We start from the raw sequence: 11,827 nt of genomic DNA on the forward strand, positions 1-11,827 counted from the left end.
TGCTCAGTCTTCGCGCCGGCGGTTCTTCAGGCGGGGTTTATTCCACTCCTCCCGTTGCGCAAAGTTCACGACATTCTTGATCATCGAGATCATACCGAGGAAAACCAGGTAGCCCACGGTCACCACGAGGTAGATCCACTGGTACGATCCGGCCTCCGTGATCTTAAGTCCACTGAACGCCCAGGCCAGCAAACCTGCACCCACTGCCAGACCCATAAAGCTGTACATGCTCCGTCCCCAGTATTTGGCAGTATTCGGTGCTGCGGCGCTCAGGACGGAATTAAATAAGGCGAAGAAGAGCATGAAGCTCGCCGCGCACAACCACGGGAAACGGTGGGACACACCGACGGTGTTCGTACCCGCCACGATCAGGCTGAATACATCGATGACGAATACCATCGCCAGGATGACGGCGGCCTGTAAAAGGGGATCCACCCGCTGCTCAAAAATCGATCCTTGCGAAGTCATAGGGTTCGGTTTACGGGCTAACAGGAGGGGCGACATTTTGTTACACCGATGGGCTCGCTTCCGGCTGGGCCTCGAACGTACTCACCCACTCGATCGCCTCGATCACCCGCCGGTGCTCCCGCTGTCGTTCCGCGTCGGAATAGCCGTAGGCCGCAGCGAACACATCGATTACCTCGTCCAGCACCGGAGCAATACTGGGCATGTCGAAGTACAGCCTGCCCGACCGCCGCTCCACCCAGTCCAGGGGGTACAGCGCCAACTCGTGCTCGATACACCAGGCTGCTTCGGCACACGCCAGCCGACTCACGTCACTGCCCTCGTCGCGCAGCTTCGCCATCGCGATAATGGTGGGCGACTGCTTGCCGTAGTTCGCCACCAGGTAGCCTGCCCGATCCGGCGTCAGGCTGGCCGCCTTGAGTTGGGTGGCGATCTCTTTTTCGTACCGCAGTACTTCATCAAAATCGGCGAAGGGGCCACCCGTCAGACCGATCTTGCGCGTAGTGGTCTTACCCAGCGAATCGCCGTCTTCGCTCAGTTGCTTACCCAGCCGGTCCACCACCCGCTCGGCCATCTTGCGGTAGCCCGTCAGCTTACCGCCGGCGATACTCAGTAGGCCCGACTCTGATTCGAAGATCTCGTCCTTGCGCGACATTTCCCCCGCAGACTTCCCTTCCTCAAAGATCAGCGGCCGCACACCCGCCCAGCTGGACTCTACGTCCTCTACGACCAGGTTCACGGAGGGGAATATGGCATTGGTTGCGTCGAGTAAGTACTCTACATCCTCCTGGTAGACCGGAATGGCGTTAGGATCACCCGTATACGGGGTGTCGGTAGTGCCGATATAGGTGCAGCGTAGCCGCGGAATAGCGAATAGCATCCGTCCGTCCGCCACATCAAAATAGCAGGCATGCGCCAGCGGCAGGCGTTCGCGGGCTACCACGATGTGCACTCCCTTACTGAGGAACAACCGCTTGTTGTTCATGCTCTTATCGATCTTACGCAGATCGTCTACCCAGGGGCCCGCCGAGCTGATGACGTGCTCGCAGCTGATCTCGAATGCGCGGTCCGTATGCCGATCCACGCACTTCACTGCACTGATATGATGTTGCTCGTCGTAGGCAAAGCCCGTGGCTTCCACGTAATTCACGGCCAGGGCGCCATTCAGCTCCGCCGTTTTCACGTTCTCGATGGTCAGACGCGCATCGTCCGTACGGTATTCGGCGTAGAATCCACCGCCGGTCAGGATATCCCTGCGCAGCAGGGGTTCGGTGTCCAGCGTTTCCTCCTTGGTGAGCATGACGCGCTTGTCGTCGCCCTCCACATCGGCCAGGAAGTCGTACACCCACAGCGCCATACTGGTCGTCAGCTTACCCAGCGAACCACCCTCCACCAGGGGTAGGAGCATCTTTTCGGGGCGCACCAAATGGGGGGCCAGCGTATGCACCACGGCACGCTCCTGTCCTACTTCACGTACCAGTCCAATTTCCAGATTCTTGAGGTAGCGTAGTCCCCCGTGGATCAATTTGGTCGACTTAGAGCTGGTACCGGAGGCAAAGTCATTGCGCTCGATCAGTGCCACGTTGAGTCCGCGGCTGGCAGCATCCAGGGCCACCCCGGCCCCCGTTATACCACCCCCCACGACCACCAGGTCGAAGGGTTCGGTAGCTAATCGATCAATTTTTTCCGTGCGTTGCCGGCCAGCGTCCATAGTAGAGCGTATTTAGTACAGGTGTGCGGGGCCGCGGGTGCAGAGGTTATCTCCACTACCCGCCGTTCCGTGTTCTGCAACGCAAATTTTGCCCTATAGTTAAACCCGAGCCGGTATACCGTTACTCCGCGTTCTCGGGGCGCAGTCCGCGGACCGTCCGGCCGGCCTGCCACATCTCGCTCTCGTTGAGCTCGCGGAGCTCCTCTTCCAGCTTTACGCGGTAATTTGACTGGCTATTCGAGTCGATACTTCGCTGGGCTTCTTCGCCGCTGGCTACACTCTCATAGAGGTCTTCGAAAACCGGCTTCACGGCGTCCCTGAACTTGTCCTTCCAGTCCAGTGCACCGCGCTGAGCGGTGGTGGAGCAGTTGGCGTACATCCAGTCCATGCCGTTCTCTGCCACCAGGGGCATCAGGCTCTGGGTAAGTTCTTCAACCGTTTCGTTGAAGGCCTCGGATGGTGTGTGTCCATTGGCACGCAGCACATCGTACTGGGCCTCGAAGATTCCCTGGATCGCACCCATCAGGGTACCGCGCTCCCCGGTCAGGTCAGAGTACACTTCGCGCTGGAAATCAGTCTCAAACAGGTAGCCCGACCCCACGCCGATGCCCAGCGCGATCACCCGCTCGTAGGCCCGGCCGGTAGCATCCTGCGCGATGGCATAGCTGGAATTTAGTCCGCGACCTGCCTTGAACAGGCGGCGCAGACTGGTTCCGGATCCTTTGGGAGCAACTAAGATGACATCTACTTCCTCGGGAGCGATGATCTTCGTGCGCTCATTGTAGGTGATGCCGAAGCCGTGGCTGAAGTACAGGGCCTTACCCTTGGTGAGGTAGGGCTTGATCCGCGGCCACACTTCGATCTGTGCCGCATCCGAGAGCAGGTACTGGATGATGGTACCGCGGTCGGCGGCTTCCTCGATGGGGAACAGGGTTTCGCCGGGTACCCATCCGTCCTTCACGGCTTTTTCCCAGGAGGCGCCTCCCTTACGCTGCCCCACGATCACGTTGAACCCATTGTCGCGAAGGTTCATGCTCTGACCCGGGCCCTGTACCCCGTAGCCGATCACGGCGATCACCTCATCTTTAAGCACCTCACGGGCTTTATCGAGGGGAAATTCTTCGCGGGTGACCACCTTTTCTTCCGTGCCACCAAAATTCAACATTGCCATAGGTACCGATTTTCGTTAGCGACAAATATGCAACGCACCCGCGCGACCCGCACCACTAAACTCCCCGCCTTTTACGATGGCTAATTTGCCGCTGCTACCCCAGCCTCTACCTCCACCTGATCGATAACCACCTCGCTGAAGCGCTGGTGGCCCAGCAGGTAGTAGTGGAGGGCGATGCTATCGGACACCCGGCCGGCATCCGTACGCGGCGGGCCCACCCGGGCTAGCTCGATCTCACTGTTCCGCCGGGCACGCCGGTAGACCCACAACGGTAGGTTCGCATAGAAATGAAGGTGCGCCCGCAGGATCGAACCGATGTGACCAAACTTACCCTGAACCAAAAAAAGGAGTGCCGCGGCGCCGTCGAGCAATAGCCGCACCGGTACCCACCAGAACAGCCGACTCGTCTGCTCATTCTTGAAGCTGGTGACCAGCGTATTCCGAAAGTTCAGGTAAGCCTTGCGGGGCGAATCGTAGGCCAGGGTACCACCGCCGACGTGATATACGGTAGCCGCCGGCTCGACCATGATCTTATAGCCCGCCCGCTTCATGCGCCAGCATAGGTCGATCTCTTCGGCGTGCGCGAAGTATTCCGGCTCGAAGCCCTGCAGGGCATGGAAAACACTGGCGCGTACGAAGAAGGCGGCACCGGTAGCCCAGAAGATCTCGGCGGCACAGTCGTACTGCCCCTCATCCCGCTCGGTGTGCCCGAACAGGCGGCCGCGACAGAAGGGGTAGCCCAGAAAGTCCAGGTAGCCCCCGGATGCCCCCGCGTACTCGAAGCGTTCCGGATCGTGCTCGGCCAGCACCTTCGGCTGAGCAGCGGCTACCAGGGGATCGTCGAACAGTGGCAGCACGGCACCGAGCCAGCCCGGGGTAACGCGGACATCGCTATTGAGTAGTACGTATACCTCGGCGGTGACCTGCTGTAGCGCCTCGTTATATCCTGCCGCAAAGCCTAAATTTTCGGCCAACTCGATCACCTCAGTTTCCGGATGCTCGGCCCGTAGGTAGGCCACCGAATCATCGGTACTGGCGTTGTCGGCTACGATGACCCGACAGTTAGGCTCCAGGTTGGCTACTACGGTCGGAAGATAGGTCTGTAAAAAGCCGCGTCCGTTGTAATTGAGGATCACTATTGCGGTATCCGGATTGTCGGAATCGCCGGCCTCTGCCGGTGCCGTCTCCTTTGCCGCCAAGGCCCGCCGCGCGCCCACCTCGTCGCGCTTGAGCTGCTGCTGCAGAGCCTCCAGGCTCTTCAGGGGTAAGTCGCCGCGCAGGTGCTCGACAAACTCGACGGTGAGCTCCGTATCGTATAGGTCGCCGGAAAAGTCGAACACGTTCAGCTCGATGGTCGTGCCCCGTCCGTCTTCCAGGGTAGGTCGGTTGCCGATGTAAAGCATTCCTCCGTAAACACGGCCCTCGATACGGGTCCTCACCGCGTAGATTCCCTTGGCGGGCACCAGCTTGAGGGGGTTCACGCACTGCAGATTAGCGGTGGGAAAGCCCAGCGTACGGCCGATTTGCTGTCCCCGAACGACCCGGCCGGTGAGTTCGTACGACCGGCCCATCAGGCTTCTGGCTCGGCTCACGTTGCCGGCGAATAGTGCGTTGCGAATTTTGGTGGAGCTGACCGTGATCTGGTTCACTTCCTGGGCGGCGATCTCCACCACCTCGTAGCCATGATGGGGTGCCCAGTAGCGGAGGAGCTCCACATTGCCGGCACGATCCTTACCGAAGTGATGATCGTAGCCAATGACGATGCGGTCGGGGGCAAAATAACGGACCAAAAATTGCTCGATGTATTCCGTCGGGCTTTGCTGACTGAACGCCAGCGTAAAGGGCACCACTACCAAGTGGTCGATACCCTGCTCGGCGCAGAAGGCTGCCTTTTCTTCAGTGGTAGACAGTAGGCGCAGACTGTCGTCGTCGGGCCGAAGCACGGAGCGCGGATGGGGATCGAAGGTGATGACGATACTCTCCCCCTGCCGGACCTCCGCCATCCGGCGGATACGGGCAAGGAGCTGCTGGTGACCGCGATGGACGCCATCGAAACTGCCGATAGTCAGTACCGCACGGTGGAAGACCGGCAGGTCGTCAAGCTGGTAGTGCGTGATCACCCCACAAAGGTAGTAATTAGACGGTCGGTGCCCAGCCCTGTTCGTACTCGCGTTGCCAGAGCGCCATAGCGGCTGGGTTATCAATGGGCCGCCCGGTTGCGGGGTCGCAGGTGATCACGCTGTTCGTACGCTGGGCCATATTGCCGAGGTGACAGATCGTGACGCTGGGATTTGCATCCGCGATGTCCGAATTGAGTGCTTCGTCCGCGTTTACGCTCCGGATGAAGTTGCCGATGTGCAGCTCATCGAGGTTGCCTCCTCCGGTGGTGTCCATGCTTACGGAAGCTTCTGTTTCCTGCTCTTTCCGCAGTTCCTTGCCGGATAGATCGTATACGATGAAGCCATCGCGGTCCATCAGCACGCTGCCCTTGGTACCGTAGATCATGGAGCCCCGTCCACGCTCCCAGAGGGGCATGGAGTTGCAGCTACGCCCATCCCAGTGGATGTGCTTGTCGCCCGGAAAATTGAAACTCGCGAGTTGGGTATCGTAGGCTTCCCAGGCATCGTCGAAGGCGTAGCGGCCGCCCGAAGAGGTCACCTGTTCGGGGAAGCCTACATCGAGTGCCCAGCGGCACATGTCTACCTCGTGGGTACCGTTATTCAGAAGTTCACCCGTGCCGTACTTCCAGAACCAGTGCCAGTTGTAGTGGACTAGCAGGGCATCGAAATCCTGGTGCGGAGCCGGTCCCTGCCAGAGTTCCCAATCCAACCACTCCGGGACCGGGGCGGGCTCGTGCTCACCGATGGGTCCGCGGCGGGCAGCGTACCAGGCCTTGCCCGCGTACGCATCACCGATCACGCCGTCGTGGATTTCACGCACAATCTTGTTCAGGGTGACACTACTGCGTGTCTGGTTACCCATCTGCACCTTGAGGCCAGTTTTAGCTTGCTTAGCGACCAGCATTTCGCCCTCCGCGGGGTTGTGGCTACAGGGCTTTTCTACGTAGACGTGCTTGCCTGCATCCAGAGCCATCATCGCCATGGGGGCGTGCCAGTGATCGGGTGTGGCGATGACTACGGCGTCGATCTTTTTATCGTCCAGGAAGCGGCGGAAGTCCTGCTCCCCCTTCGGCTTTTTACCCCCTTTCTGCACCACGCGCTCCTGCCCCTTGGCAATAGCCCGGGTATCTACATCCCCGATGCCCCGCACCCGACAGTCATCCGCCGAGGCGAAGGTCCCGGCCAGGTACTCCCCCCGGCTGTTGGTACCGAATACGGCTACGTTCACCCGGTCGTTGGCCCCCATTATGTGTTGCTGACTGTAGGCGGGTAGTCCCAGTCCGAGTCCGGCGGTAGTGAGGGCGGTTTTCTTTAGGAAGTTACGGCGGTTACTCATGGTATAGCTGCTTAGAGTTCACGGATTTTGATGCTGCGGAAGGCCACGGCGTCGCCGTGGTCCTGCAGGAGAATAGGTCCCTGGGGGTAGCGACCGAAGTTATCCCAGTCGCGGTACTTACTGTAGTTGACAAGAGCCTGAAACATGGGGCTGAAGCGATCGTATTCAACCACCTTATAGCCATTGAGCCAGTGCTCGACGTGACCGCCCTGCACCCGGATGCGCCCGCGGTTCCAGTCTCCGATTTTGTATTCTTTATTGCGGCCGGGCACATCGACAAGCGCCGCCGGGATCAGGTCGTAGAGGGAGCCCATCGTGCGGTTGCCCATCACGCCGGCCTGTGCATCGGGATGTACCTCATCGTCCAGGATCTGAAATTCGAGACCGATCGCCGATCCGGCGCCCTTATTGAGTTCCGGATCCACGAAGTACTTCACGCCACTGTTGGCCCCCTCGGTGGGCTTGAACTCGAAGACCAGCTCGAAATCGCTGAAGTGTTCCTCGGTCACGATATCGCCACCGTTGGTGCTCTCTCCGCCGTTGCCGGGCAGTACGCGCAGTTCGCCGTCCGTAATTTCCCAGCCGCGGGCGGGAAAATCGTCCAGTTTGGCGCCACGCCATCCGGCCCCGCTGCTGCCGTCGAATAGCAGGCGCCAGCCCTGCCGACGTTCGGCTTCGGTCAGGCTGTTGACCATCAAATTCTCCACCGGGGCCTGTACGGCCTGCAGGCGATCGGCCTCGGTCGCGTTGTCCAGTAGTTGGATATTACGCCAGCGGACTTGCTTGCCTTCTAGCTCCTTCTTTATGGCGTGGACCTGCAGACAGATCAGTCCGGACGCATCGAAGGTGTCTACCAGATTGGCCGCGGCCTGCCCGTTCACATACGTGCGGATGTTGTTGCCGATGGCCTCGATACGCAGCGCGTTCCACTCACCGTGGCGGTAGAGTTCACGGGCCGGTGGGTTGTAATGCAGGGGGTAGATCCAGCCCCTGCGCGCTTCGTCGTAGATACCGCCGGTATAGGCCCGCGGACTGGGGTCGATCTCGACCTGGTAGCCGTAGATCCGCCGGATGTCGTCCTGCTGCCGCCACTGGCCGCGCGCCATTACCCCACTGTTGAGGGGTGCATCGTCATTGAACTCTAAGGTGAGAATGAAATCTTCATACGGTCTGTCGGTACACAAAAAGGTGTTGGGCGTATTCACTACGGCCGTGCCGGTGATCGTGTCACCCGATAGCGTGTAGGGCGCCTCTCCGCCGTACGTCTCCCAATTACTCAGATCGGAGCCGTTGGTCAGCGAGGTAAATGCCCCCTGGGCCACTAGAGACGTGATGGCAAGCAACAGTAAGAGCGTGGTACCGATTAATCGCATACAGAAAGATAGCTTAATAAACTGTGGAATGAAAGCCGGCACTGAATCAATGCAACCGATTGTCCTGGCCAAGGTAAGCAAAAGTGAGAGCACACAACGTACAAATATAATTCCCGTTATTGAAGCCTATGCCGAATGAATACGCTACGCTTCCCACTCCCGGAGCCCTTTTCTTCCTATTACTCTGCACCTGCGGTCCCGCCCTTCTTTTTGGTCAGGTTTCGGATGGCTTTGTACTGCAATCGACGGACGACGGCGTGAGCGTTTCCGTGCGTGAAGAGTCCAATGGTGACATGAGTGTGCGGGTAAGTACCGAGGCGCGGGCGCAGGTGCAGGGGGTAGGCGCGGTACTGGATCACGCCAAGGGCTACTCCGAGTGGGTGCACCGCTGTGATGGTGCCTATATCGTGGCGGGCGGACAGCCGGATGACTACGTATTCGTATCCGGCATCGACATGCCCTTTCCCTTTCAGGATAAAGAGATTGTTGCCCGGGTGACACAAGTAGTAGACTCCAGCGGCGTGCTCACCCGCACGATCACGGGCTCGCCACACGCCATACCGGCAACCAAGGGCAGGGACCGCCCGACCGTCTACAACGGCGAGTGGATCGTACGTCCCCTACCCGATGGCAGGGTTCACCTGCAGGTCACCGTGCGCACCGACGCAGGTGCCGGCTTGCCAAACTGGTTGCGCAAAGAGATCATGACCGGCGGCCCGGTAAAGACCGTACTCAACCTGCGCCACCGCCTCGAAGCAGCGTAGTAGGACGGTAGGGGCGGTAGACCCGGAAGTACTCCCGATCTCCCAGCAGGGTCTGCATACCACGCTCATCCTTGAACTGATACCCGACTTGAGTGGTGTACGCCCGGCAAGCGGCGTATTTACGCTCCAGTAACGGGGCATCGAGGGCAAACCGGACAGCCGCCCGTGGGGGGAGCGATTGGGTTGGCCGCCATGCCGCGGCCTGCTGCAAGTCAGGGTGCTGCAGCGGATGTCGGTGGGTGTAGGGCTGGTCGTAATACTGGATGAAGTCCACTTGCTCGTGCTGACTACGGATATTCTCGGCTACGCGTACGACCTGCTGGTGGTCGACGTGATTGCCCGCTCCTAGCGGATATAGGATAGTGAGCGGACGGTATTCATGCACGACAAGGGCAAGCTGCTGCTGCAACTCCTCTCCTACCGTATCGTCCGCATGGATAGCGCCGAACAGTTCAGTTGCACTGTGGTACCCCCGGTGGGGAGCCTCCGGCAGGTCCAGGTGGTGGTGGTGAACTCCAAGTAGTTCCAGGGCCTGCACGTCTTCGGCGCGTCGCAGCGCCATATAATCTACCTCTGCGGAAAGTCCTTTATCCAGTTGACAAGCCAACGCAAATCCCTGCGGATCAGCCATGGAACGCGTGAAGCAGGTCACCACCAAGACTCGCTCGGAGGCTAGGGTAGCCAGCAATCCGCCGCAGGAGAACACGGCATCGTCCAGATGAGGTGACAGGACCAGAATCACAGCAGGTGGGGTTCGGTGCGAAAGGGGCAGCTCAGGTCAGCCTCCGCGGCCTGCTCATCCAGGCTGATGATGGATGTCCAGGAGGTGTCGATGGGACGACCGATGAGCGAGGTATAGACCTCTTCGATCTGCTTGGCTACGACGGGCCAGGTGTACCTGGTCTGCACCTCGCGAAGCGCCGTCATGGCCAGTCGGTGGCGGAGCTCGGGCTGTTGCAGTAGCGAGCGAGTTGCGGAGGTCAGTGCGTCCAGGTCACCGGCTTCCACCAGCAGCCCATTTTCGTTATCGCGGATGCAGTCGACTACTCCTACCGTACGGGTAGAGACGATGGGCAGCCCACAGGCCATAGCTTCCAGGATGGTATTCGAAAAGCCCTCCGCGTAGGTGGGGCTGAGAAATAGATCGCCACTGTGGTAGCGGTGGGGTGCGTCCGTATACCCTACCTCACCGGGGAAGTCGGTTCGGTCGGCCATCCCCAGCTCCCGGGCTAGTGCCTCCGTAGCCTCAAAATCCGGTCCGATACCGGACACGATCAGACGCAGGTCAAAGCCTTCGTCGACCAGGCGTTTTCCGCAGCGGATGAAGTCCAAGCTTCCCTTTCGCTGGTCTACGCGCCCGTGGTACAGCAGGCGGGCCGGACTGCGCAAGGTGCCCGGCTCAGCTGATCGTGGCTGGAATAGGTCCGTATTAGTAGCTCCGGGAATGACCGTAAAGCGCCGGGGTGCGGTGCCGTGGTTCTCTACCACCTCATCGCGGAAACTATCGCATCCGATAATTAGCGCCATGCTATGGTTGAGTACCGCCTGCATGGCCCGGTGGTGTGTGGTGCAGCATAGCCCCACCCAGTGGCCGTCGCCCCCCTGAATAGATACGACATTAGGAATGCTTAGCCGGCGACTGACTTCCATAGCGGCCAGTCCGGTGGGGTAGGCGTACTGAGCGTGCACTACGTCGAAGGGGTGCTCGGCGTGTAGCTGCTCGGCACGCGCGATCATGGCGCGGGCATCCCCTTCAAAGTCGGCCGGCGGGTCGATAGCGCCCTGCTCCTCCCCGACCGACCGCAGGCCGTGCACCTCCATCCAGGTTTCGTCGGGTGGTGGTCCGCCGCCGTAGATGCGTACGCCGGTGGGGTCCTCGCGGTACTGACTGATCATAACCACCTCGTGCCCGTGCTCGCTCAGCGCCTTGGTGAAATTACGGGCGTAGACACTCATGCCCGATACTGCAGGAAAGTACCGGCGTGAAATAAAACAGATGCGCATAGGTGCGAAGAATTTAGGTTGGGCAGGCCGGACTAGAGTGCACGCTCCATTTGCTTAAGTAGGTCGATGCTGCGGGGGATCGCTTCGTGCGCCCGTACACTTTCGCGGCTTAGTTCTACGCAGACCAAGCGGTCGAACGCGACATCCCGGAGAGCGCGTAGCAGCGGGGGTATATCCATATCGCCCTGGTCCAGCGGCAGGTGGAGATGCTGGCCCTTATTCATGCCCTCGATCGAGACGGTTCCGAGCCGGTCGGCATAGCGGTGCACGGCTCGGGCGGGGTCGTCCTCTCCGGTCACCCAGACGTGCCCCAGGTCGAGCGCTAAGTGGAGCGTGCGCTCAAGCTCGGGATGAGCGGTGAGTAGTTGGTCGTAGTCCGCATTGGTTTCTACCAGCATCCCTGGCTCAGGTTCCAGACTAATATGAACCGATTTTTCTTCCGCGTAGCTAGCCACCTCTAGCAGTCCTTCCCCCAGGTACTGGTGAGCATTTTGCTCCGACACGGCGGACTTGCGTACGCCGGCCCAGAACGACATAGTCTCGGCGTGCAGTAGGCCGGCAATATCAATGGCGCGCTTCAGAAAGGCTACGCGGCGGGCACGTCCTTCGGCGGTGGTGCTGATCAGGGTAGGCTCGTGTTTATCCGTAGCATCCAGCAAGTAGCGGGCGCCGGTCTCTATCACGCAGCTCAGGCCGAGTTCTTCCAGCGACCGGTGAATGTTGTAGGTATCGGCCTGCCACCGATCGGAGAACGGATCCAGGTGGTGCCAATCGATGGTCAGCGCCACGCCGTCGTAACCGGAATCGGCGATGAGCCGCAGCGCATCGTTGAGTCGGTGGTGGGCGCAGCCATTGGTATTGTACGCGTAGCGCAGCTTCATGC

General features: G+C 60.0%; 10 protein-coding genes. 1 reads left to right on the forward strand and 9 read right to left on the reverse strand.

Features of this window, described 5'->3' with window-relative positions; all coding sequences use genetic code 11:
• Nucleotides 1-3: 3 nt before the first annotated feature.
• The 6 genes from MJQ68_RS07845 to MJQ68_RS07870 form a co-directional block, all read right to left on the reverse strand.
• Nucleotides 4-468, reverse strand: a complete 465-nt coding sequence (locus tag MJQ68_RS07845; protein ID WP_238750480.1) for a hypothetical protein — start codon at nucleotides 466-468, stop codon at nucleotides 4-6.
• 40 nt (nucleotides 469-508) lie between these two features.
• Nucleotides 509-2,176 (reverse strand): glycerol-3-phosphate dehydrogenase/oxidase, encoded by a 1,668-nt coding sequence (locus MJQ68_RS07850; RefSeq protein ID WP_238750481.1) that lies wholly within the window; start codon nucleotides 2,174-2,176, stop codon nucleotides 509-511.
• Between the two features lie 121 nt (nucleotides 2,177-2,297).
• Nucleotides 2,298-3,347 carry a ketol-acid reductoisomerase gene (ilvC, locus tag MJQ68_RS07855; RefSeq protein WP_238750482.1) on the reverse strand — a complete coding sequence of 350 codons (1,050 nt, stop codon included), beginning with the start codon at nucleotides 3,345-3,347 and terminating at the stop codon, nucleotides 2,298-2,300.
• Nucleotides 3,348-3,427: 80 nt separating this feature from the next.
• The gene (locus MJQ68_RS07860) at nucleotides 3,428-5,467 is read right to left on the reverse strand and encodes a bifunctional riboflavin kinase/FAD synthetase (protein ID WP_238750483.1); all 2,040 of its coding nucleotides are present in this window, start codon (nucleotides 5,465-5,467) and stop codon (nucleotides 3,428-3,430) included.
• A 16-nt stretch (nucleotides 5,468-5,483) separates the two neighbouring features.
• Complete coding sequence (locus MJQ68_RS07865; RefSeq protein ID WP_238750484.1) at nucleotides 5,484-6,803, reverse strand: Gfo/Idh/MocA family protein; 1,320 nt, start codon at nucleotides 6,801-6,803, stop codon at nucleotides 5,484-5,486.
• Nucleotides 6,804-6,814: 11 nt separating this feature from the next.
• Entirely contained in the window at nucleotides 6,815-8,176 is a 1,362-nt protein-coding gene (locus tag MJQ68_RS07870; protein ID WP_238750485.1) for a 3-keto-disaccharide hydrolase, read from the reverse strand.
• Between the two features lie 128 nt (nucleotides 8,177-8,304).
• Between MJQ68_RS07870 and MJQ68_RS07875 the strand changes: the two genes are divergently transcribed.
• The gene (locus MJQ68_RS07875) at nucleotides 8,305-8,940 is read left to right on the forward strand and encodes an SRPBCC family protein (RefSeq protein ID WP_238750486.1); all 636 of its coding nucleotides are present in this window, start codon (nucleotides 8,305-8,307) and stop codon (nucleotides 8,938-8,940) included.
• Here the strand turns inward: MJQ68_RS07875 and MJQ68_RS07880 are convergent.
• Genes MJQ68_RS07880 through MJQ68_RS07890 form a run of 3 tightly spaced genes read right to left on the reverse strand, consistent with a single transcriptional unit; the run spans nucleotide 8,909 to nucleotide 11,825 of the window.
• Nucleotides 8,909-9,682: a PIG-L deacetylase family protein gene (locus tag MJQ68_RS07880; protein WP_238750487.1), complete on the reverse strand. Its 774-nt coding sequence runs from the start codon at nucleotides 9,680-9,682 to the stop codon at nucleotides 8,909-8,911. The two genes, MJQ68_RS07875 and MJQ68_RS07880, sit on opposite strands and share 32 nt — an antisense overlap.
• Nucleotides 9,679-10,944: a glycosyltransferase family 4 protein gene (locus tag MJQ68_RS07885; protein ID WP_238750488.1), complete on the reverse strand. Its 1,266-nt coding sequence runs from the start codon at nucleotides 10,942-10,944 to the stop codon at nucleotides 9,679-9,681. The genes MJQ68_RS07880 and MJQ68_RS07885 overlap by 4 nt, the downstream gene beginning before the upstream one ends.
• Nucleotides 10,945-10,976: 32 nt before the next feature.
• Nucleotides 10,977-11,825, reverse strand: coding sequence for a sugar phosphate isomerase/epimerase family protein (locus MJQ68_RS07890; RefSeq protein ID WP_238750489.1), 849 nt, complete (start codon nucleotides 11,823-11,825; stop codon nucleotides 10,977-10,979).
• Nucleotides 11,826-11,827: the final 2 nt, after the last annotated feature.

It is taken from the genome of Neolewinella maritima (assembly GCF_923081025.1).
Classification (GTDB): Bacteria; Bacteroidota; Bacteroidia; order Chitinophagales; family Saprospiraceae; genus Neolewinella; species Neolewinella maritima.

Bases quoted from the DNA above. Each gene is read 5' to 3' on its own strand.
- MJQ68_RS07845 (WP_238750480.1), bottom strand. From the start codon at position 468: ATGACTTCGCAAGGATCGATTTTTGAGCAGCGGGTGGATCCCCTTTTA.
- MJQ68_RS07850 (WP_238750481.1), bottom strand. From the start codon at position 2,176: ATGGACGCTGGCCGGCAACGCACGGAAAAAATTGATCGATTAGCTACC.
- ilvC (WP_238750482.1), bottom strand. From the start codon at position 3,347: ATGGCAATGTTGAATTTTGGTGGCACGGAAGAAAAGGTGGTCACCCGC.
- MJQ68_RS07865 (WP_238750484.1), bottom strand. From the start codon at position 6,803: ATGAGTAACCGCCGTAACTTCCTAAAGAAAACCGCCCTCACTACCGCC.
- MJQ68_RS07870 (WP_238750485.1), bottom strand. From the start codon at position 8,176: ATGCGATTAATCGGTACCACGCTCTTACTGTTGCTTGCCATCACGTCT.
- MJQ68_RS07875 (WP_238750486.1), top strand. From the start codon at position 8,305: ATGCCGAATGAATACGCTACGCTTCCCACTCCCGGAGCCCTTTTCTTC.
- MJQ68_RS07885 (WP_238750488.1), bottom strand. From the start codon at position 10,944: ATGCGCATCTGTTTTATTTCACGCCGGTACTTTCCTGCAGTATCGGGC.
- MJQ68_RS07890 (WP_238750489.1), bottom strand. From the start codon at position 11,825: ATGAAGCTGCGCTACGCGTACAATACCAATGGCTGCGCCCACCACCGA.